The sequence below is a fragment of the Zophobihabitans entericus genome (assembly GCF_011745665.1).
In the GTDB taxonomy this organism is placed as follows: Bacteria; Pseudomonadota; Gammaproteobacteria; order Enterobacterales; family Orbaceae; genus Zophobihabitans; species Zophobihabitans entericus.
In genome coordinates, this window is the sequence record NZ_CP050253.1 from 2086553 (window position 1) to 2109996 (window position 23444).

General features: G+C 37.7%; 21 protein-coding genes. 11 read left to right on the top strand and 10 right to left on the bottom strand.

The window, feature by feature from the left end:
• Positions 1-20 precede the first annotated feature (20 nt).
• From lolA to rarD, 4 genes are all read left to right on the top strand, one after another.
• Positions 21-623, top strand: a complete 603-nt coding sequence (lolA, locus tag IPMB12_RS09505) for an outer membrane lipoprotein chaperone LolA (protein WP_166917127.1) — start codon at positions 21-23, stop codon at positions 621-623.
• A gap of 11 nt (positions 624-634) precedes the next feature.
• Positions 635-1972: a replication-associated recombination protein A gene (locus IPMB12_RS09510; RefSeq protein ID WP_166917129.1), complete on the top strand. Its 1338-nt coding sequence runs from the start codon at positions 635-637 to the stop codon at positions 1970-1972.
• Between the two features lie 346 nt (positions 1973-2318).
• On the top strand, positions 2319-3611 hold the full coding sequence (serS, locus tag IPMB12_RS09515; protein WP_166917131.1) for a serine--tRNA ligase: 1293 nt from the start codon (positions 2319-2321) through the stop codon (positions 3609-3611).
• An 88-nt stretch (positions 3612-3699) separates the two neighbouring features.
• Positions 3700-4623, top strand: coding sequence for an EamA family transporter RarD (gene rarD, locus IPMB12_RS09520; protein ID WP_166917133.1), 924 nt, complete (start codon positions 3700-3702; stop codon positions 4621-4623).
• A 392-nt stretch (positions 4624-5015) separates the two neighbouring features.
• Here rarD and pflA read toward each other — a convergent pair whose 3' ends face one another.
• Positions 5016-5765, bottom strand: a complete 750-nt coding sequence (gene pflA / locus IPMB12_RS09525) for a pyruvate formate lyase 1-activating protein (protein WP_166917135.1) — start codon at positions 5763-5765, stop codon at positions 5016-5018.
• Between the two features lie 524 nt (positions 5766-6289).
• Between pflA and IPMB12_RS09530 the strand changes: the two genes are divergently transcribed.
• Positions 6290-7579, top strand: a complete 1290-nt coding sequence (locus tag IPMB12_RS09530; protein ID WP_166917137.1) for a hypothetical protein — start codon at positions 6290-6292, stop codon at positions 7577-7579.
• 177 nt (positions 7580-7756) lie between these two features.
• On the opposite strand, the gene pflB is transcribed toward IPMB12_RS09530, so the two are convergent.
• From pflB to ycaO, 4 genes are all read right to left on the bottom strand, one after another.
• Entirely contained in the window at positions 7757-10039 is a 2283-nt protein-coding gene (gene pflB / locus IPMB12_RS09535; RefSeq protein ID WP_166917139.1) for a formate C-acetyltransferase, read from the bottom strand.
• A 69-nt stretch (positions 10040-10108) separates the two neighbouring features.
• Positions 10109-10957 (bottom strand): formate transporter FocA, encoded by an 849-nt coding sequence (gene focA / locus IPMB12_RS09540; RefSeq protein ID WP_228720368.1) that lies wholly within the window; start codon positions 10955-10957, stop codon positions 10109-10111.
• Between the two features lie 201 nt (positions 10958-11158).
• A complete protein-coding gene (locus IPMB12_RS09545) occupies positions 11159-11758 on the bottom strand; it encodes a TMEM175 family protein (RefSeq protein ID WP_166917141.1) in 600 nt (199 codons plus the stop codon).
• Positions 11759-11875: 117 nt separating this feature from the next.
• Positions 11876-13627, bottom strand: coding sequence for a 30S ribosomal protein S12 methylthiotransferase accessory factor YcaO (gene ycaO, locus IPMB12_RS09550; protein ID WP_166917771.1), 1752 nt, complete (start codon positions 13625-13627; stop codon positions 11876-11878).
• 151 nt (positions 13628-13778) lie between these two features.
• On the opposite strand from ycaO, the gene IPMB12_RS09555 reads away from it, so the two are divergent.
• Entirely contained in the window at positions 13779-14162 is a 384-nt protein-coding gene (locus tag IPMB12_RS09555; RefSeq protein ID WP_166917143.1) for a DUF4282 domain-containing protein, read from the top strand.
• A 4-nt stretch (positions 14163-14166) separates the two neighbouring features.
• On the opposite strand, the gene IPMB12_RS09560 is transcribed toward IPMB12_RS09555, so the two are convergent.
• Together IPMB12_RS09560 and mtnN are read right to left on the bottom strand one after the other, a co-directional pair.
• Positions 14167-14799 carry a TRIC cation channel family protein gene (locus IPMB12_RS09560; RefSeq protein WP_166917145.1) on the bottom strand — a complete coding sequence of 211 codons (633 nt, stop codon included), beginning with the start codon at positions 14797-14799 and terminating at the stop codon, positions 14167-14169.
• An 18-nt stretch (positions 14800-14817) separates the two neighbouring features.
• Positions 14818-15519 carry a 5'-methylthioadenosine/S-adenosylhomocysteine nucleosidase gene (mtnN, locus tag IPMB12_RS09565; RefSeq protein ID WP_166917147.1) on the bottom strand — a complete coding sequence of 234 codons (702 nt, stop codon included), beginning with the start codon at positions 15517-15519 and terminating at the stop codon, positions 14818-14820.
• A 79-nt stretch (positions 15520-15598) separates the two neighbouring features.
• Here mtnN and IPMB12_RS09570 point away from each other — a divergent pair, with 79 nt between their 5' ends.
• From IPMB12_RS09570 to IPMB12_RS09580, 3 genes are all read left to right on the top strand, one after another.
• The gene (locus IPMB12_RS09570; protein ID WP_166917772.1) at positions 15599-16372 is read left to right on the top strand and encodes an SDR family oxidoreductase; all 774 of its coding nucleotides are present in this window, start codon (positions 15599-15601) and stop codon (positions 16370-16372) included.
• Positions 16373-16456: 84 nt separating this feature from the next.
• On the top strand, positions 16457-17326 hold the full coding sequence (locus IPMB12_RS09575; RefSeq protein ID WP_166917149.1) for a co-chaperone YbbN: 870 nt from the start codon (positions 16457-16459) through the stop codon (positions 17324-17326).
• Between the two features lie 159 nt (positions 17327-17485).
• Positions 17486-19516, top strand: coding sequence for an OPT family oligopeptide transporter (locus IPMB12_RS09580; protein WP_166917151.1), 2031 nt, complete (start codon positions 17486-17488; stop codon positions 19514-19516).
• Positions 19517-19848: 332 nt separating this feature from the next.
• Here IPMB12_RS09580 and map read toward each other — a convergent pair whose 3' ends face one another.
• The 3 genes from map to yaaA are packed head-to-tail and all read right to left on the bottom strand — an operon-like array spanning position 19849 to position 22451.
• Positions 19849-20640, bottom strand: a complete 792-nt coding sequence (gene map, locus IPMB12_RS09585) for a type I methionyl aminopeptidase (protein ID WP_166917153.1) — start codon at positions 20638-20640, stop codon at positions 19849-19851.
• 50 nt (positions 20641-20690) lie between these two features.
• Complete coding sequence (locus tag IPMB12_RS09590) at positions 20691-21644, bottom strand: AEC family transporter (protein WP_166917773.1); 954 nt, start codon at positions 21642-21644, stop codon at positions 20691-20693.
• Positions 21645-21668: 24 nt separating this feature from the next.
• A complete protein-coding gene (gene yaaA / locus IPMB12_RS09595) occupies positions 21669-22451 on the bottom strand; it encodes a peroxide stress protein YaaA (RefSeq protein WP_166917155.1) in 783 nt (260 codons plus the stop codon).
• Between the two features lie 130 nt (positions 22452-22581).
• Between yaaA and IPMB12_RS09600 the strand changes: the two genes are divergently transcribed.
• Complete coding sequence (locus IPMB12_RS09600) at positions 22582-22806, top strand: YccJ family protein (protein ID WP_166917157.1); 225 nt, start codon at positions 22582-22584, stop codon at positions 22804-22806.
• Positions 22807-22913: 107 nt separating this feature from the next.
• Complete coding sequence (locus tag IPMB12_RS09605) at positions 22914-23330, top strand: YgiW/YdeI family stress tolerance OB fold protein (protein ID WP_166917159.1); 417 nt, start codon at positions 22914-22916, stop codon at positions 23328-23330.
• Positions 23331-23444: the final 114 nt, after the last annotated feature.

Genomic DNA, 23444 nt, shown 5'->3' on the forward strand with positions numbered 1-23444 from the left:
TGCAATATTCAGGAGAGAATATGAAAAAATTAGGATTGATTTTATGTGCATTAGTGCTATTTAGTAGCTCAGCCTGGGCTGATGCCAAAGATACATTACAACAACGTCTGGCTAAAATGGATGGTTTTTATGCACAGTTTAAGCAGACGGTCAAAACAGCAGATAATCAGCTAGTACAGGAAGGTAAAGGCGAGATCTGGTTAACCCGTCCTTACTATTTTAATTGGCTGATGACGGAGCCGGATGAGACAGAAATCATTTCAGATGGTGAAACAGTTTGGGTTTATACACCAATGGTTGAGCAGGTCACTGCAACATGGTTTAAAGATATTGTTGATAACCGTTTTCTTTTATTATTAACCGATAATGAAAGTCAGGTTTGGAATAATTATCAGGTTAATCGTCGACAAGATCAGTTTGATTTAATTCCAACGGATGATTCAAGTCAACGTTTTGTAATCACAATTTTACCAACAGGTATGATTTCTAATTTCACCATCGTGGAAGAAGATGGTCAGAATAGTTTTTATGACCTGTCTCACCAAAAAATGGGGGCGGTAGATGCGAAAAAATTCCAATTTACTGTTCCGGCTAATGTAACGCTTGACGATCAAAGACAATAGAAGGTTAAAACATGGCCAGCCTGACATTTGATTTTTCCAATAATGATTTTAAACCGTTGGCTGCCAGAATGCGCCCGCGTACGTTAAAAGAGTATATTGGACAAAAGCATCTGTTAGGAGAGAACAAGCCTTTACCTAAAGCAATTGAAGGTGGTCATCTCCACTCTATGATTTTATGGGGACCACCGGGGACAGGTAAAACCACACTGGCTGAAATTATCGCGCATCATGCTGATGCTAAAGTAGAGCGTTTGTCTGCCGTGACATCTGGTATTAAAGATATTCGTGAAGCGGTCGAAAGAGCTAAAATCAATCAGCAGGCAGGGCAAAGAACGATTTTGTTTGTTGATGAAGTTCATCGCTTTAATAAAAGCCAGCAGGATGCATTTTTACCTTTTGTTGAAGATGGTACCGTGACATTTATTGGTGCTACAACGGAAAATCCCTCTTTTGAATTAAATTCGGCACTGTTGTCCAGAGCGCGTATCTATTTACTTAAATCTTTGACTAATCAGGATATTGAAGAGATTATTCAACAAGCGATTGAAGATCCTGATAGAGGTTATGGTAAACGTCATCTTAAGCTACTCACTGAAACTAAAAAGCAACTGGCTGAATTTGCTAATGGTGATGGGCGTAGGTCATTAAACTTACTTGAAGCGTTAGTTGATATGGCAGGGGATACTGATACATTAACACCAGAACTACTGAAAGAAGTGGTTGGTGAGCGTAGTGCACGCTTTGATAATAAAGGCGATCGCTATTATGATTTAATCTCTGCTGTGCATAAATCAATTCGTGGTTCAGCTGCTGATGCTGCGCTATATTGGTATGCTCGAATTATCTCTGCCGGTGGTGATCCTTTATACGTGGCAAGACGTTTACTGGCAATTGCATCTGAAGATGTGGGGAATGCTGACCCAAGAGCTATGCAAGTGGCACTTGCTGCGTGGGATTGTTTTACCCGGGTAGGGCCGGCTGAAGGTGAAAGAGCTATAGCACAGGCGATTGTTTATCTTGCCTATGCACCAAAGAGTAATGCAGTTTACTTAGCTTTTAAACAAGCGATGTCTGATGCTCAGCAACTACCTGATTATGACGTACCTGAACATCTGCGTAATGCGCCGACAAGTCTAATGAAAGATTTAGGTTTTGGGGCTGAGTATCGCTATGCACATGATGAAGTTAATGCTTATGCGGCAGGTGAAAGTTACTTTCCTCCGGAGATGGCTGATAAAGAGTATTACGAGCCAACTTCGCGTGGAGCAGAAAAGCAATATTCAGAAAAGAAAGCTTGGCTTTTAGAACTGGATAAATCTAGTCCAAATAAACGTTATAAGAAAAAATAGACTGATATTTATGTATAAGAAAAAACGCGCCAGATGGCGCGTTTTTCGTTAATTGATAATGTTAGTTTCAATTGACGGGAAGTGCTGTTTTAGCGCTTCAATAAAAGATTATGGAATAATTTGAGCATCCACTGATTGTTTATTTCTTTTTATCATTCTATTTATATCCTGAATGTATTGTCTTATTTTTTCCATGATAGATTTGTATTTTTTATTACTTTAATCTGGACAAAAATTGCTGAGAAAATCGTCCAAAATACGTATTTACAGTTTTACTTATTGCTATATAGCGTATAATGATGAAATATCTTTTATTCGAATTTATAACAAAAAATAGGCCTTGATTATGCTAGATCCTAATTTACTTCGTAATGAACTTGACCTGGTGGCACAAAAGCTTGCGCGCCGTGGATTTAAGTTAGATGTTAATACTATTCGTCAGTTAGAAGAAAAACGTAAGGTGTTACAAGTTGAAACTGAATCCTTACAAGCTGAGCGTAATGCTCGTTCCAAAGAAATTGGCGCAGCAAAAGCACGTGGTGAAGATATTACATCTGTTCGCGAAGAAGTGAACAAATTAGGTGAGCGTCTGGATAAAGCAAAAGCTGAACTTGATGTGCTATTAACTCAAATTCATGATATCTCTGCCAATATTCCAAATATTCCGGATGATTCTGTCCCGGATGGCAAAGATGACAGCGAAAACTTTGAAGTCACTCGCTGGGGTACACCAAGAAAATTTGATTTTGAAGTACAAGATCATGTCGCATTAGGTGAGCGTCTTGATGGTTTAGATTTTGCAGCTGCAGTTAAATTAACAGGTGCCCGTTTTGTAGTGATGAAAGGGCAGATCGCTAAATTGCATCGTGCAATTTCTCAATTTATGTTAGACCTGCATACGAATGAGCATGGTTATCTGGAAACTTATGTTCCTTATTTAGTTAATCAGGCAACACTGTTTGGTACTGGTCAACTCCCTAAATTTGGTGAAGACCTATTCCATACTAAACCATTAACAGAAGAGAGTGAAACAAGTAACTACGGCTTAATTCCAACAGCAGAAGTTCCTGTGACTAACTTAATGCGTGATGAGATTGTTGATGAAAGCGAGCTGCCAATTAAAATGACTGCTCATACTCCATGTTTTCGTTCTGAAGCAGGTTCTTATGGACGTGATACTCGCGGTCTAATCCGTATGCACCAGTTTGATAAAGTAGAATTAGTACAAATTGTTAAACCAGAAGACTCTATGCAGGCACTGGAAGAGTTAACGGGTCATGCAGAAAAAGTATTACAACTGTTAGATCTTCCTTACCGTAAAGTACTGCTTTGTACTGGTGATATGGGTTTTGGTTCTCGTAAAACTTACGATTTAGAAGTTTGGGTTCCGGCACAAAATACGTATCGTGAAATCTCATCTTGTTCAAATATGTGGGATTTCCAGGCGCGTCGTATGCAGGCTCGTTATCGTCAACGCGCAGATAAAAAAGTTTCTTTAGTGCATACATTAAATGGTTCTGGCTTAGCTGTTGGTCGTACACTCGTTGCAGTGATGGAAAACTATCAACAAGCAGATGGTAGTATTAAAGTACCAACTGTGCTTATTCCATATATGCACGGAGTCACAGTGATTAGTTAATATTATTTGTCACTGAAGTAGTTTATTTAATGTAAATAGCGCTAATAGTTAATTAGCGCTTTATTTTTATACAATTCAGGTTAGTCAAATGTCTAATGTGGTAAAAGGTGTTGTCCTTTCAATTTTAGCTTCATGTTTATTCGGGCTTTTATACTATTATCCGGTAGTATTAAGACCGCTTACGACGGTTGAAATCTTTTGCTGGCGTTTACTGATGTCATTACCTGCTATTGCTTTGTTAATTACTGTTGAAAGACGCTGGTCTGCGGTTGTTGAACTGTTTATGCGGGTTAAACAAAAACCAGTGTTCTTTCTGGCTTTAGTACTCAATGCTGCGATGCTTTCTGTACAGATGATTCTGTTTATCTGGGCACCTTTGAATGGTCGGGCACTATCTACTTCTCTTGGTTATTTCATTTTACCTTTAGTCATGGTGGTCTGTGGGCGCTTTATTTATAAAGAGCGTTTTAGCTTTTTCCAAAAAATTGCTATTGGACTAGCTGTTATTGGTGTGGCGCTGGAGATTTATATCACTAATGCATTCTCATGGGAGACAGCAACAGCTGCCATTGGTTATCCTATTTATTTTATCTTCAGACGTGAGATGAAAATTGATGGTATTGCCGGAGTGTTTAGTGACTTCCTGTTTATTACCATTGGTTGTTTAATCTACATGTTAACTCAGTATGAAATGAGTAAAATTATCGCTGATTTTATGCAGTTTTCTTTCTATATTCCAATGCTTGGTATTATTACCGCAATTGCCTTTGCTGCGTATTTTACCTCTTGTAAATTACTACCTTTAGGCTTATTTGGTTTACTTGGCTATGTTGAGCCGGTATTACTGGCCATTGTGTCTGTGCTGTTCCTGAACGAGACTATCTCCAGTGAGCATATCTTCTCTTATGGATTAATCTGGTTAGCTGTTTGTGTACTTGTATTGGAAGGCACCATTTATACTATTTTAAGTATCAAAAGAAAGCGTATAAATAATATCCGCAATAAAGTTTAATTACTGGTCAGATATGGGGCGTACATCATTATAGCGTGATTTTCAGTAACTAAATTTTCTGTTACTGATGAGTTTCGGCTATCTGTTATGCGTTGCCAGATACGATTATGGCGAGTATATCCAACCCAGAGCTGCCGTTTTACCTGATGCTCAGTGTCAAAAACTTCAAAAATACTGTTTTGAACATGATCAGAGAGTAATTCACCATGCAGGTACTTATCATCTAACCATAAATGCAGTTGATAGGTTTGATCGGGTGCGATTAATCAATTGTAGATCCACATAATTATATGCCAGTGTAGCGCCACAGCCAAAAGGATTAGATAGTCTCTTTTGAATAAATAATCACGATATAATATAAGTTAAATAAAATCAAAAAGTTATATTTTTCATTAATACATCACTTTATGACCATAACTCTCAATAATACCTTTCACACGTTCGAGTGTCTCTTTTGACGGAGCTTCTACACCTTCCAGCATGTATTTTTCACCCATTGTTGTCCACTTGTGTTCACCAAGCTTGTGGTAAGGTAAAAGTTCTACTTTTTCAATGTTGGTCATACCTTTAATGAATCGACCTAAACGATGAGCAGAATCATCATCATCTGTCCAGCCAGGAACAACAACATAGCGAACCCAGGTACGTTTATTAATTTTAGCCAGATATTCAGCAAAATCTAAAACACGTTTATTCGGCACACCAACCAGATTTTGGTGAATGCTATCGTTGAGTTGCTTTAAATCTAGCATGACTAAATCAGTCACTTCCATCAGGTCTTCAATAGTTTGATCAATAGCACGGGCATAACCGTTAGTATCAAGACAAGTATGAATTCCTTCTTTATGGCAGGCTCTGAACCATTCAGTGACAAATTCCGCTTGCAGAATTGCTTCACCACCAGAAGCGGTAACCCCACCAGTTGGCATAATAAAGTTCTTATAAGTGACGATCTCTTTCATTAAATCATCAACAGTGACTTCACGGCCACCTTTTAAGTCCCACGTATCACGGTTATGGCAATATAAGCAGCGCATAAGACAGCCTTGAAAGAAGACGATAAAACGGATTCCTGGCCCATCGACGGTACCAAATGATTCAAAGGAGTGAATACGTCCTTTGATCGGTTGTTCTGATGACATTTAATTATGCTCCAACATTATTTATAACTGTTATTTTAGCGCGAAACGATAGGTTTTACATCTATTGAATTCATTAGTCATTTTAATTGTAAGTACTGATAAGTTCATTGTGTTTGAAAAATAATCTAATAAAACATATGGCTGGATAAAATTTTAAACTGATTAATTCAATTTTGTCTTTATTCATCAGAATGGTTATTAAGAAAATTTATATAAAAACAGCAACTAAAAATAGCTTAAAACGATCAATTTAATTATAATTAATAGGTTTTATTTAATTAAAATGAAGGAATTGATCGGTTATATGAATTTTATTTTATACGGAAAAGTGGTTATCCTTAGTCAAATTTTATTTAGTGATCAAATAGGCTATTTAGTATGAATGATACAGATTATTTATCCGGGGAGTGCGTTTGATTAAGAGCACTATAATTAATTCAAAAACAAAAATTAATATTATTTTTAAATATAAATCGCAATATAAAAAACAATAAATAGAAAATAGATGGGAAGGGAAGAATAAAATGAAGTTGATTTCTAAATTAAAATCTGGTGTGGGCAATGTCGTTTATGTGTCTTTATTTTTTCTAGCTTTCACAGAACCCTCTTATGCATTATTGTCAGCATCAAGTATTAATGTTATCCATGGTACAAAGCCACAGCTTACTAATGAAAGTACGATAGCATCCAATTTGAGTTTTACCCTTTCTTCTACAACTTATAAATTAAGTAATAACACTTATACTAGTTCAGTGCTTTTTGCGGCAACGAGCAAATTAAGTGATTTTAAAATTAATGCTTTGACTGGCAGTGATTTTTCTATGACTGATAACTATTTTGATAGTGAAGGTGACATTATTCTCAGTAATGCTCAGTTTACAGGGAAAACACCAACATATCGTTGGCTGGATAGAAATGGTGCGGTTATTCCAACTAGCTCGTACTCACAAACGATTGGAGGATGTTCAACAACTTTAAAAGCTCCGTTAACCCTTGAAATAACTGCATCTGTAAGTGTTAATTCTTCTTATGGCATTCCAACTGGAAGTGACCCGGTTATTATTAAACAAAGTTACAAAATTCAAAGTCCGGCCCAAATTTGTTATTTAAGACCAAATAGTCTGGATTGGGTTGGCTCTGACTGGAATACAGGTAGCACAACTCCAGATAAAGTGACCAGGGGCGGTGGATTTAATAGTGCAACTTTTAGTCAGAATAATGGATTTTTTATCTCCTCGAAGTTTCCAACAACGGGCTTTATTGGTGCACAATTTAAGCTAACAATGGATAGAGTTTCGCAGACAGATTATACCTATACTATGAGAACAAATAGTACGGCTATTTCAGTTGATACGAATGGGCTTGTTACATTCAAGAGTAAACCAAGTGGTGCGGTCACAATACGAGCTCAGGATAAAACATTGGCCAGTCGTTATATTGACTACTCATTTACCATCGCTAATTGGGTAGTTCCAAAACCTACAAAAGGTACCTATGCTCAAATATCTGGGGCTTGTGGAAGTACTGCTAATATTCCATCTCCATCCGTTTTAACTAATTCTCCACAAAGAACCTTACCGGCCAATATTACTCCTAATTATTACTCTCGGGATGTAGGAACAGTGTTCTCTGAGTGGGGACAAACGATAAAGCAGAAATATACAGGCTCTGACTGGCATTCTGACTGGAGTAATATGCCATATTTTTTACCTAATACACACAGTTCAGGATTGCGCTATTCTGTTTCATCTTTAAGCGGGCCTGTTATGGCCGTTGGTTCTGCTGATTTAGGATATATGGTATGTAAAGGATAGTTTATTTAATACTATTTATTACATTTGAGCAGATTCAGTTATTGATTGAATCTGTTTTTTTATATGAGCATTTAATTATTTGTGTTTAATGAATGTAGTGATAATAGAGCAAAATTAAGTATATTTGCTATAAAAAAGCGCCTCATATGAGGCGCTTTGTATTTTAGCTGAATCAAATTACATTGATTGAGTAAATGTACGTGTAATAACGTCTTGTTGTTGCTCTTTAGTTAAAGAGTTGAAACGAACCGCATAACCAGACACACGAATTGTTAATTGTGGGTATTTTTCTGGGTGTTCCACTGCATCAAGCAATGTTTCACGGTTAAGTACGTTCACGTTTAAGTGTTGGCCACCTTCAACAGTTGCTTCGTGGTGGAAGTAACCATCCATTAAGCCTGCTAAGTTAGCTTTACGTACATTATCATCTTTACCTAATGCGTTTGGAACGATAGAGAATGTATAAGAAATACCATCTTTAGCGTAAGCAAACGGTAGTTTAGCAACAGATGTTAATGATGCTACAGCACCTTTTTGGTCACGTCCATGCATTGGGTTTGCACCAGGTCCAAATGGAGCACCAGCGCGACGACCATCAGGAGTGTTACCTGTTTTCTTACCATATACAACGTTTGATGTAATTGTAAGAACTGATTGCGTAGGAATCGCATTACGATATGTTTTAAGTTTTTGAATTTTCTTCATGAAACGTTCAACAAGATCAACTGCGATATCATCAACACGTGGGTCGTTGTTACCAAATTGTGGGTATTCACCTTCGATTTCAAAGTCAATCGCTAAACCATCTTCATCACGAATTGTTTTAACTTTTGCATATTTGATTGCTGAAAGTGAGTCAGCTGCAACAGAAAGACCTGCAATACCACATGCCATTGTACGAACAACGTCACGGTCATGTAGAGCCATAAGTGATGCTTCGTAGCTGTATTTATCATGCATATAGTGAATTGCATTTAGCGCAGTTACGTATTGTTTTGCTAACCAATCCATGAAGTGATCTAAGCTGCTGAATACTTCATCAAAGTTTAGATATTCACCTTTAATTGGAGCGGTTTTTGGACCAACTTGCATTTTAAGTTTTTCGTCCACACCGCCGTTGATTGCATATAGCAATGTTTTAGCTAAGTTTGCACGAGCACCGAAGAATTGCATTTGTTTACCAATGATCATCGGGCTTACACAACATGCGATTGCATAGTCATCATTATTGAAATCAGGACGCATTAAATCGTCGTTTTCATATTGTAACGAAGAAGTATCGATAGACACTTTAGCTGCATATTGTTTGAATGTAGAAGGTAATTTTTCTGACCAAAGGATAGTCATGTTTGGTTCAGGGGATGGGCCCATTGTATATAATGTATTTAAGAAACGGAAAGTTGTCTTAGTTACAAGTGTACGACCATCAACACCCATACCAGCTAGTGATTCAGTTGCCCAGATTGGGTCACCAGAGAATAGCTCATCATACTCAGGAGTACGTAAGAAACGAACCATACGTAATTTCATTACGAAGTGGTCAATGATTTCTTGTGCTTGTTCTTCTGTAATTAAACCAGCTTTAATATCACGGTCAAAATAGATATCAAAGAATGTTGATGTACGACCTAGAGACATCGCCGCACCATTTTGAGATTTAACTGCAGCTAAGTAACCGAAGTAAGTCCATTGAACTGCTTCTTGTGCTGTTGTAGCTGGACCAGAAATATCGTAGCCATATTTAGCAGCCATTTCTTTGATTTGACCAAGAGCACGGAATTGTTCAACGATTTCTTCACGACGTTGCATAGTCATTTGTAAATCTACACCATTTTCAAAATCAGCTTGTAATGATGCAAATTGAGCTTGTTTGTCCGCTCTTAAGAAATCAATACCATATAGAGCAACACGACGGTAGTCACCAATGATACGACCACGGCCATAAGCATCAGGAAGACCTGTGATTACGCCTGATTTACGGCAAGCAAGGATATCTGGAGTATAGATATCAAATACGCCTTGGTTGTGAGTTTTACGGTATTCAGTGAAGATTTTTTTGATCATTGGATCAAGTTCACGACCATAAACTTTACATGAACCTTCAACCATTTTAATACCACCAAATGGAATGATAGCGCGTTTTAATGGTTTATCAGTTTGTAAGCCAACGATTTTTTCTAAATCTTTTTCAATATAACCAGCGTCATGAGCAGTGATAGTTGAAATAACATCAGTATCAAAATCTACAGGAGCATGAGTAGCATTTTCGATCTTAATGCCATCCATTACTTTGTCCCAAAGCTTAGTTGTTGCAGGAGTTGCACCAGCTAGGAAAGACTCATCACCCTCATAAGGCGTGTAGTTTTTTTGGATAAAATCACGGACATCGACAGTTTTTTGCCAATCTCCACCTTTAAAGCTTCCCCAAGCTTTAGATTGTTGCTCGTTTAAATTACTCATACTTTGTCACCTCAGATTTATGATAATTCATTTATTACTTATTTAAATATTGCGCTGATTAAGCAAAAATCAATGGGCCTTACGTAAATAAAGTCCAAAGTAAGTTAAGCCCACAGCTAAACCGCCAATAATATTGCCTATTGTAACAGGAATTAGGTTATTAAACACGAAATGTTCTACAGTGAGAGCACTATATGTATCGGCTGAAATCCCTATTGCCTGCCAAAACTCAGGTCCGGCAAAGTTTTGAATCACAATTCCCATAGGAATCATGAACATATTAGCAATACTATGTTCAAAGCCACTCGCGACAAACATCGCAACGGGTAAAATCATAATTAACATTTTATCAAGCAGACTACGTCCGGCATAACTCATCCATGCTGCAAGGCAAACCATAAGATTGGCCAGAATACCTAAGAAAACTGCTTCGATAAATGTGTGATGTAATTTGTGGTCAGCCGTTTTTAAAACATTAAGTCCCCACAAACCATCTGCTGCCATATGTTGGCCGGCAAACCACATCACCATAACAAAGATGATAGCGCCAATAAAGTTGCCAATATAAACTAACACCCAGTTTTTCAACATTTTGAACCAGGTGATTTTTTTAGTGGCTTTAGGAACAATAGTTAATACAGTTGAAGTAAAGAGGTCTGCACCACAACAAACGACAAGCATAAGTCCCATTGAGAAGCAGATACCGCCAACGAGTTTAGCCAGTCCCCAGGCGACACCGCCAGTGCCTGTGGTTACAGTAATATAGAAAACAAATGCAATCGAGATGAAAATACCTGCAGTAATTGCTGAAAAGATCGTGGTTAAGGATTTTTTATTAACTTTATAAAGTCCGATATTTTCTGCAACTTTGGTCATTTCGGCTGGCGATAATGAATCCAAAATTTTGTCAGTACTCAAACTAACCCCTCAAAAATACTATTTTTTATGGGGTCATTAGTATACTCGGAATTTGAACTAGATCACTATATTTTGTAAAAATAATTTATATAAAATGTTGGCGTAAATTATGCTTTATGAATATGAATCTTCACAATATTTCCGACTAAATTAGTCGGTTAATTGTTGTGGCTTTCTTGTTATCCATTAAAAATCATAAGGTTATTCTTCGGATTGAATCTCTTCTTTGTCCATCAAATGTTCAATTCGGGTATCTGGGATGATCCACATGATGGCAACAATGACATAAAAAACGATAGCAATCCAGGCATTTAACAGACCAAATAATATACCGCACAGATAAAGGACAACAGAAAGCTTTCCTTTGATATCTCTTCCTAACGCTTTTTTAAGTAATGAATGTTGACCCTGAGACGCAATAATTAAACGTTGTAACATATAGAAAGCAATTGCGGACATGAGCAGAATTACACCATAAATACTGGTAGAGAGAAGGGCGAAGTTAGTTTCTCCCATCCAGCTGGTACTGAACGGAATTAAAGATAGCCAGAATAATAAGTGGGTATTAGCCCATAGAATTTTACCGCTTACCTGTTTCACTGTTGCAAACAGGTGATGATGATTATTCCAGTAAAGCCCCACATAAATAAAACTGAGAACGTAGCTGAAAAAATGAGGAAGAAGATGAACGATAGAGCTGATATCTGCCTGACGAGGTGCTTTTAGTTCTAACACCATAATAGTGATAATAATAGCAAGTACACCATCACTAAATGCTTCAACACGGTTTTTAGTAAACATATACATCCCTGTTATAGTTAAATTTCTACATCCTGTAGAAATACTAAACTTGGTTAGAGTATACGCCAGATTAATAGACCCGGTAAGTATTATTGCTCTGGCGTATTTTATTTTTAACTAAACTTTTAAAGCAGTATGAAGTTTTTGATAAACGCTCATTAAGTTCTGATGAACTGGTAATTGATGTAAATCAGTATTAATAGCAAATAAGCCTTCAAATTTTATTTTACCTTGAACAACTTGCCACATTTTATTGACACATTCTTCACCATACATTTTATTAAAAGCAGGTTGATATTGTCCGAACTGTTTTACTTTACGTGAAAGTGCAAACTCTACCAGTGTTTTTAAACAACGATAGTCATGATTACGCTCGGCACTAAAAATTGACTGATTAAACTCAATCGTCCAGTCGACCCACTCTAATGCCTGTTCTAAATCACCACCAGCCAGAGCCAGCATTCCTTTTAACTCGCCTATTCGTAAAGTATACCAAGCATTATTTGCCCCGGTGGCCAGTCCAAGTAGTTCACGTACACGAGCAAAATCGTCTAAACTGTCATCATCAAGTTGCTCAATCAGTGCCAGATATTCTCTTTTTGGTAATTTTGATTTAGGCAGTGATAAAATGGTATCTCGCCAGTGAATTGCCATATTATTATTGGCAAGAATCAAGTCTTCTGGCGGATAGATTTCAGACATGCCAACAGCTAAAATGCGGCAAGTATAAACACCAAGGTGTTCATAATCCATAATGAGAACTTCAGTTTTCTGTTTATTCATAATTTGCATTAAATTAGCGAATTCTTGTTTTGTTTCACCACTAAAATTCCAGTGTACAAACGGATAATCAGCATCTTTTTTAAACAGGTCCCATGAGATAGAACCACTGGAGTCAATAAAGTGAGTCTCTAAATTACTTAAATCAGCTACATCATCATTATCAAAACTTGGTGGTGAGAAAACATCTAAATCTTTGAGGCTACGACCTTGTAAAAGTTCTGTTACTGTTCTTTCCAGTGCTACGCCAAAATCAGGATGTGCACCGAAAGAGGCAAAACAGGTACCGTTTTTAGGATTAAATAGAACCACACAAATAACCGGATAGACACCACCTAACGAACAATCATAACAATAAAGCGGGAAGCCTTCTTGTTCCAGAGTAGCAATAGCTTCAAAAACATTTGGGTAACTTTTTAAAATATCAGTTGGGATTTCAGGCAGGCTAATTGCTTCTGCAATGACTTTATTTTTTATCGCGCGTTCAAAGATTTCAGATAGCGCCTGAACACGCGCTTCATTTTGTGTATTACCTGCCGCCATACCATTAGAGGCGTAGAGGTTAGCAATTAAATTAACGGGTACATAAACTGTTTTTTGATCAGATTGTTGGACAAAGGGCAGGGCGCAAATGCCACGTTCCATATTACTGGATTGTAAATCGATTAAGTCACGACCTGTCAGCTCATTATCAGGATCATAAAACTTTAATAGTTTTTTAGATAATAAGCCTTTTGGCAAACCTTCTTCATCATCAATAGCAAACCATTTTTCATTTGGGTAATGTACAAAATCAGCATCAGCATTTTTTTGTCCCAAATAAAAGTCAGAAAAATAGTAATTCGTCGATAAACGCTCAAAATATTCACCAAGCGCTGAAGCTAAGGCTGATTTTTTGCTGCTGCCTTTACCATTAGAAAAACAGAGAGGGCACTCAACATTTTGAATATGCACCGACCAGACATTTGGCACAGGGTTAAGCCATGAGGCTTCTTTGGCTTCTAAATTAAACTTTTTTAATTGTTTTTGGAAATAATTGATAGAGTCTTCAAGTGCCGCGTCTTTACCGGGAATATAGGTTTTCATTATAAAAATCTCATTTAGAGTATAAAAGTATTGATTAATTAGCAGGTTTCATTTTTAATAGCTGCCCATAATAATATAAACAGGTATAAAAATAGAGTATACTCTATTCGTTATACTATTAAATTGCATCATATCATTAATATAGGAATTAATTATGAAAAAGCCTGATTGTAAATTTAAATGTAATTTTGATTTTAAAGAATTATTATTTTTTAACCGTTTAGTTATGCCACAAATCCTGACAGTTATTTACTGGATTGCGCTTGTTGGTGTTGTGTTATCTGGTATTTTCTTTATGCGATTCAGCTTCTTTGGTGGATTAATGCAAATCATCATCGGCGCTATTGGTGTGCGTATCTCATTTGAACTTATTTGTGTAGTATTTAGCATTAATCGTAATTTAGAGAAGCTAGTTGCTCTTCAATCAGGTGAGAAAGTTGAAGACTGTAAAGACTCAGTTTGTTGTAGTAAACAAGAAGAGATTGTGACAGAAACAAGTTCAGAAGAAAAACCTTCTGAAGAAGACAAATCTGAATAATAATCTATTGTTTATGCTTGGCACTTACGGTTGGTAATTGTAAGTGCCAGCAGATGGCTAAGAAACGAATCGTTAAGATTGTCACCATTCCAAGCAACATCGAATTTTCTAAGTTTAAACCAAAATATTCATACGCAGAAACATGTACCATACCACCGGCAATACAGGCTGTTGCATAGATATCTACTCTAAACACCATGGGTACTTCTCTGGCCAGCACATCACGCAGAACACCACCACCCACACCAGTTAAGACACCCATACAAATCGCGACTAAACCATTAACATCTGAAGCGATAGCTTTATTTACACCAATACCAACAAAAACGGATAAACCAACGGCATCAAAGCTGGACAGAATCCATTTAGGATAATTAATAAATGAAGTGTATCGGATAAATAAAATAGAGATCATAGAAACGACAATAGCTACAACTAAATCAGTTGAATCTGTAACCCAAAAGATAGGTCCATGATCCAGAATAATATCCCGGATAGTTCCACCACCAACTGCTGTCATTACCCCTAGAATAATTGCGCCAAAAGGATCCATGCCAGCTTTTGCTGCAACGAGCACGCCGGAAATCGCAAATACCGCTGTTCCTAAAATATCCAGCCAGAAGAAGAGTTGTGTCATGTGTATCAACCAAAAATATTAACGATGAGAAGTCATCTTTGAAATCATTGTTTCAACAATTAGGGATGACTGTTTTGCTGCAATAGGTAGAAATTCATCAAAACTCATTGGTGAAGCTTTATCCGCTACATCAGAAATTGCTCTCACTACCACAAAAGGAATATTAAATAATGAGCAGACATGACCAATAGCGGCGGCTTCCATCTCAACAGCAATCGCATTTGGGAAATTGTGTTGAATTAATTGTAATGGTTTATCACCATGAATAAAAGCATCGCCACTGCAAATGAGTCCTTGTACTGCGTGCAAATTATGTTGTTCAATACTATCTATCGCTAATTGTTGAGAAGTATGATCTGCTTTAAATGTCGCCGGACAGCCGGCCATTTGACCAAGCTGATATCCAAATGCGGTAACATCAGCATCGTGATAACAAACTTCAGTAGAAACGACGATATCACCAATATTAAGCGATTGATGAAGTCCACCTGCAGACCCGGTATTGATCACCACGTCTATGCCAAATTGATTGAGCAGAAGTGCCGTTCCTGTAGCCGCCGCAACTTTACCAATTCCAGACTTAAGTAGAGTGACATCTGTACCATTTAATTGGCCAGAATAGAACTCGAAACCGGCAATAGTGCGAGTTTCACAATTTTTGATTTTACTACGTAGAATATGCGCTTCTTCATCCATTGCAGCGATAATGGCAATTTTCATGCGGGACCTGTGAGTTTAACTAGTTTGCGTGCTATGATAACGCCTAGTGTAATGACAATTCAATAATGCTTAAGGAATTATTTTGAAATCAGTATTAATTACCGGTTGTTCAAGTGGCATAGGTCTGGTTGCTGCCAATGGATTACGTGAACGTGGATATCGGGTTATCGCTTCTTGTCGTAAGCAGAGTGACTTTGATTCGCTTATCACTCAAGGATTTGAAACAGTATTACTTGATCTGGATAATTCGCAGTCTATTCAACTGGCTGCAGAACAGGTTTTGTCACTCACTAATAATAACTTATACGCTATATTCAATAATGCCGGTTTTGGGGTTTATGGGCCACTGATGACAGTGAGCCGTCAACAGCTGGAACAGCAATTTGCGACTAACTTTTTTGGTTTGCATGAGTTAACACAATATCTGCTGCCAGCAATGAAATCTCAGGGAACAGGGCGAATTATTCAAATGAGCTCGATTATGGGCTTTATTTCTACACCGGGGCGTGGTGCTTATGCGGCAAGTAAATATGCGGTTGAAGCCTGGTCAGATGCCTTAAGACTGGAACTCTATAATACTAATATCAAAGTCTGTTTAATTGAACCGGGGCCGATTAATACTCATTTCTCACAAAATGTAAATCAAACGCAGCAACAAAATATTGTTAAAAACCCACCAATAGCTAAACGTTTTGCATTACCACCAGAGGCAATTTTACCTATTTTATATCACGCGTTGGAGAAAGCTTCTCCCAAAGTAAGATATCGGGTTACGTTGGTTACTAAGGCGACAGCAATATTAAAACGAGTATTGCCGGATAAGTTAATGGATTTAATATTAAAAAGTAAATAAAAGATGACCACGGCTCTTGAATTGAGAGTAAGACAACGCAATGTTAGATAAATCATCATAAATAAAATATATGGTATTTAAATTATGCAGAATCAGTTTATTGTTAATGTAACCGAACAAAATATCCAACAGGTGATTACCGAATCAACTCAAAAACCAGTGCTTTTCTATTTCTGGTCTGAGCGTAGCCCTCATTGCGTAGAGTTAACAGCGACACTGACTCAACTGGCCAATGATTACGCAGGTAAATTTGTCCTGGCTATGCTCAATTGTGACGAACAGAGAATGCTGGCAGGTCAGTTTGGTTTACGGGCAATTCCAACAGTTTATTTATTTCAAAATGGTCAACCAGTAGACGGGTTTGAAGGACCACAACCGGCAGAAGTAGTAAATCAACTGCTGGATAAAGTTCTGCCTAATGAAGATGAACTCAAACTTGTTGAAGGGCAAAGTTTGCTGGTAGAAGAGAAATATGCTGAAGCATTAGTGTTGCTTAATCAGGCATGGCTCGCTTTGAAAGATACTAATGGCAGAACACGTTCAGACATTGGTCTTTTAGTTGCTAAAGCACAAATTCAGTTAAAACAAATTGATGATGCTAAACAGACTTTAGCAACCATTCCTCTGCAAGATCAGGATACTGTTTATCAAGGGCTGGTAGCGGAAATTGAATTACTGGAGCAAGCAGCAGATTCGCCAGAGATTCAACATCTACAACAGCAGTTAGCAGAACAACCTAATAATTATGAAGTGATGATTCAACTGGCCTTACAACTGCATCAGGTGGGTCGTAATGAGGAAGCTCTGGAATTGCTCTTTACGCCACTACAAAAAGATTTAAATATTCAGGATGGTCAGGTGAAAAAGACGCTGATGGATATTTTATCCGCACTTGGTACGGCCAATCCACTAGCCGGAACTTATAGAAGAAAACTTTATTCGCTCTTGTACTAACTCCCATCTGAACTGGCACTTTATGCTGTAATTGTAAAGTGCCAGCCCTTAAAAATATTTACACTTTCGTAAATATTAAACTACATTTTCTGTCAGACATCCTTTTATTAACTTTTTAGTGTATAATCACGCCCACTTATTAATTTACTTATCAATTATATGGACAATTTAAGAGAGCTAACCCTACGTGGAATATTGCTTGGAGCAATTATCACTGTCATATTTACTGCGTCAAATGTCTACCTTGGACTAAAAGTCGGCTTAACATTTTCTTCTGCAATCCCAGCTGCCGTCATTTCAATGGCTATTTTACGTTTCTTCTCCGGAGCAACTATTCTGGAAAATAATATGGTACAAACTCAGGCATCTGCCGCGGGGACGTTATCATCAATTATTTTCGTGTTACCGGGACTATTAATGATTGGCTATTGGCATAGCTTCCCATTCTGGTCAACGATGGCGATTTGTGCCGCGGGTGGTATGCTCGGCGTATTATTCTCGATTCCACTACGTCACGTAATGGTAGTGAAAAGTACCTTACCTTATCCGGAAGGTGTGGCAGCTGCTGAAATTTTAAAAGCGGGTAGCGAATCAACCGAAGAGAGTGAAAAAAGCAATAGCGGTGGCTTAAAAGACATCTTATTTGGTGGTACAATCGCAGCTACTATTAGTGTACTTACCAATGGCTTACGTGCAATATCTGATGGTACTGCGTATTGGTTTACTCAAGGTAAATCTATTTTCCAATTACCGATGGGCTTTTCGCTAGCATTACTTAGTGCAGGTTATTTGATCGGTATCGTATCAGGTATTGCTATTTTAATTGGTAATGTTATCGCCTGGGGCGTAGCGATTCCTATTTTAAGTGCGTCAACTGATTATCCTGAAACGGCGTCTTTACCAAGTGTGGCAATGGGACTATGGGCAAGTGATATTCGTTTCATTGGTGCTGGTACTCTGGCGATTGCTGCAATCTGGACATTAATTACACTATTTAAACCAATGCTTGAAGGGCTTAAAATCTCTTTACGTGCACTGCGTTCTGATGTGGTTGCGAGCGAAATTCCTCGTACTGAAAAAGATATGTCACCAAAATCTATGCTACTGGTAATGGTGAGTATGCTGGCGATTTTAGTCGTGACGTTTTACTCTTTCATCTCTGACAGCGGATTATCAGCTGGGGTAGCCTGGTCTTTAGTTGCATGTTCAGTTATATTTGCTTTCATTATTGGTTTCTTAGTAGCTGCAGCATGTGGTTACATGGCTGGCTTAGTTGGGTCATCAGCGAGTCCAATATCTGGTATTGGTATTATTGCCGTCACTGTGATTTCACTGGTTCTACTTGGGCTTGGTGAAGCTAATGGTATGCTGGCAGAAGCTAATGGTAGTCAGTTTGCAACAGCTCTGGCACTATTTACTACCAGTGCAGTACTTGCGATAGCAACGATTTCAAATGATAACCTGCAAGATCTAAAAACGGGGTATTTAGTTAAAGCAACGCCTTGGCGTCAACAAGTTGCTTTGCTCATTGGTTGTGTGGTTGGTGCGGCTGTTATTGCTCCGGTGCTTGATATTCTTTATAACGCTTATGGTTTTACTGGTGCAATGCCTCGTCCTGATATGGACCCGGCACAAGTGCTGGCAGCTCCACAAGCAACACTGATGACCACGATTGCAAAAGGCATCTTCTCTCATAAACTTGAGTGGACGATGATTATTATTGGTCTGGTGCTTGGTGCAGTCATTATCGTGATCGATTTACTGCTTGGTAAAGCTAATTGTAAATTTAGAATTCCGGCACTGGCTGTGGGTATGGGAATTTACTTACCACCAGTGATTACTTCACCACTGATTATCGGTGCGTTGTTATCCTGGATTATTAAGCGCGCAGTGGCTAAGCGTAGTTCTGAAGCAAACTTTAAAGATAACTTTAAACAAGTTGATCGTCGTGCTGCTTTAATTGCGTCTGGTCTGATTGTTGGTGAAAGCCTGGTTGGCGTACTCATGGCGGTTGTCATCGTGATTAGTATCAGTAGTGGTGGCAGTGATGCGCCTCTGTCTATCGCACCATGGCTGACTTCGGTATTTGGTGAGAACTTTGGTATGGTTCATGAAATTGCAGGTCTGGCAATCTTCATCACGATCTGTATTACGTTCTGCCGTCGTGCACTTTCAGCACTCAAGAAATAAGTTATATTTAACGATCGAAAAGGGCGCTAATTAGCGCCTTTTTTATTATTGTTTAATCTATTTCTTGATTAAAAAAATCAGGGAAGAGTTAGCCCGTTATTAATAGAAAGATACTGCAATATTAAGGTCGGGTTGAGCCAGGTAATTTATTGTGAATTGTTTGGGATTAGTCGCACAAGATTATCGTATTCGATTTGAGATATCTAATTTCTGTTTACCTGACTAATCTTTAAGGGTTTTATAACTATTTGATTTTATTGAATAAATTTAAAAGCTATCTATATTGAGTATAGATAGCCTTAAAATAAGAGGTCTGAATGTAAATACAAAGTTTATTTGTGTTCAATAATACGCGGGAAGTCTTCGTCACTTCTTAATGTTAAAACTTCACAGCCGTTTTCTGTCACAAGCAGAGTATGTTCATATTGGGCTGATAGTCCGTGATCTTTGGTTTTAACGGTCCAGCCATCTTTCATGGTGCGAGTACGCCAGTCACCGGTATTTACCATCGGTTCAATAGTAAAAGTCATACCCGCTTTGAGAATAACACCACCATCATCAGCATCATAATGCAGAACTTGTGGTTCTTCATGATACACATCACCAATACCATGACCACAATATTCACGTACAGATGAATATCCCATTGACTCAACGTATTGCTGAATGGTTTTACCAATCTCTCTTAAACGGATGCCAGGTTTCACAACTTTAATGGCACGGTAAAGACTCTCTTGTGTTACTTTACACAGACGTTCACCTTGAATAGTAGGTTTACCAGCGATATACATTTTTGAGTTATCGCCATGATAACCATCTTTTATTACCGTGACATCAATATTTAAAATATCACCATCTTTAAGTTTCTTCTCAAAACTTGGAATACCGTGACACACAACATCATTGATAGAGATACAACTGGTATGTTGATAACCATGATAACCAATATTGGCCGGAATGGCTTTTTGTACATTGACAATATAGTCATGACAGATCTTATCCAATTCACCTGTGGTAACGCCTGGTTTTACATAAGGTTCTATCATTTCTAACACGTCGGCTGCTAATTTACCGGCGATACGCATCTTTTCGATCTGTTCTGGTGTTTTAAGTGTTATAGACATTTGACTAAAATCCTTTGCTTATATCTGTACTATTCTAACATAGATTCTCATTAGATAAGGGCAATAATTGTTAATATCAATGGTGTGGTTACCGAAGAAAGTACCGTTGATATAATTAAACTTGAGGCGATAGGGGCTTTTAACGCATCAAATTTACGTGCCATTAAGTACACGTTGATACCGATCGACATCGAACCTAACAGGACGACGACATTCGTTTCCAGTGTTGGTAAACCTAGCGCTAATGCTAAAAGCCAGACCACCAGCGGTTGAACCAGTAGCTTCATAAAACAGATAACGCTACTGATATGTAGTCCGTCAGTAATACGGTATTCGGCCAGCCCCATACCCAGTACTAAAAGTGATAAAGGTGCAGCCATGGTACTGATCATCGATGTTGGTTTATCAATAAATTCAGGCATCGGCAGGCCAGAAAAATTAAATAATAGTCCGGTGATTATACCGATGATCACCGGATTTTTAGTCAGCCCGATGACAATTTTAGTTAAACCTTTAAGAGAGAATTGCCCGACTCGCGCCCATTCAACAGAGACAGTAACCAGCGTCCACAGAATTAAGGTATTAAAAACAAGTACCAGAGCAACACAAGGTACAGATTCCGGACCAAGTAATACAATAGCGATTGGCAGTCCGACTAATACGTTATTAGAAAATACACCGGCAATAGAGAAAACTGAACCCGAAACACCATCTAATTTAAAGCACTTTTTAGCGATAAAACGCCCGATTAAAAAGACGATTAAGCAGCTGCCAAAAAAGGCATATAACAGACGATAATCAATATTATCCTGTTCAGAGAAGTTACTCATCATCTTGAACAGCATCACCGGGATGGAAACAGAAAAGGTAAATCGGGTCAGGCTATCTGTCGCTGTCTGGGGCCATTTACCGATTTTAATTAAAGCATATCCTACAAATATCAAAATAAACAACGGTAACGTTGCGTGGAACTGTGACCAAAGTGAGATGATAAACGTCATGATGAATATCTAATGGTTAAAGGTTAATTATTTAGCATGTTGTTCGCTACGTTTAAATACTAACTCCTTGTTCCCGGATTGTGTTTTATCAAATTGATAGCCTTCAAGATTAAACTCTTGCAGAGTTTTACTATCAGTAATTTGATGTTTAATGATAAAACGGCTCATTAAACCACGTGCCTTCTTGGCGTAAAAACTAATGACTTTATATTGCCCCTTTTTCTCGTCCAGAAAAACAGGCTTAATAATAGGTACTGATAATTGTTTGACTTGAACAGCTTTAAAATATTCATCAGACGCTAAATTGACTACCAGATCACTGTTTTGCTCAGCAAGAGTGTTATTGAGCACTTTGGTTATTTTATCGCCCCAAAACTGATAAAGATTATTACCTTTAGTATTTTTTAAGCGAATACCCATTTCCAGTCGGTAAGGTTGAATGAGATCAAGCGGACGTAATACACCGTACAGACCAGACAAAATACGTAGATGATTTTGGGCAAAAGCAAAATCTGCTTTAGTAAAATCATCCACATTCAGACCTTCATAAACATCACCTTTAAAAGCCAGGACAGCCTGGCGGGCATTATCTAGAGTGAACTTTGGTTGCCAGTCTTTAAAACGTTGTTCGTTAAGTTCAGCTAATTTATCGCTGATACTCATTAACTCCATCAAATCGGATGCTGTTAGTTTTTGGCAAACTTTAATTAACTGTTTTGACTCAGAAAGTAACTCGGGTTGAGTATACTCTTTTGTAGACAATGGGCTTTGATAGTCTAATGTCTTAGACGGAGAAACAAGTATTAACATTTGGATTGCCTGTACGATTGATTTAATAGAGAAAAATAATTTTACAGTGGATAAGTTAGCATTTATGGTTGATTATGCAACTAGAAAATGGTTTATTGTTAATGGATCAACCAATTAAAAGGAGTTATTTATGTCACAACAAGAACATCGTCATAATATCGAATCATGGGCGAAAGCTCGCGAAACATCTATTGAAATTGCTAAGGCAATTTTTGAACTTGCAGGAAATGATGAAGTATTAGCAGAAAAAATTTGGGAAGAGGGATCTGATCAAGTACTTCCTTTGGCTTTCTCAAAAACATGCGCTGATATTTTGTTTTGGGGCGAGCAAACGATAGAACGAAAAAATATTTAAATTCGGATAATCGTTAAAAACTATGTGCTTAATAATTAAAATTTTAAGATTTTCTTAATTATTAGATTGTAAAGTAGTTACAGTTTTAACAAAGGAGAGAAATTCAAATGAAAAAAATGACAATTGTTGCTGCAATACTTGGTTTAGCGATTTCTGGTTCAGCACTGGCTGTCGGTGGAGGCTTCTCGGGACCATCTGCAACACAAACCGATACAACAACGGGACAAGTCGTTGGTGGTTTTAATGGTCCCTCAGCAACAATTAATCCAACGACAGTTGAAGCTGCAAAACAATTGGCAGACGATTCTCGCGTTACTTTAACAGGTTATATTGTTCAGCACTTAAGAGGCGAAAACTATCTGTTCAAAGATGACACTGGCACGATCAATATTGAAATCGATCATAAGCGCTGGCGTGGACTTACTGTAACACCAGAAGATAAAGTACAAATTTATGGTGAAGTAGACAAAGATCGTGATTCTACTGAAATTGATGTGAAAAGCATTATCAAAGTAGCCCCATAATATTCAGATTATCCTCCTGAGTTTTCGTGATGAGAGTCACAAAATTCAGGATGGATAAAAAAATTCCTATTAAATTTATAAAAAAGTATTGCACTTTGCCAAAAAACGCGTATT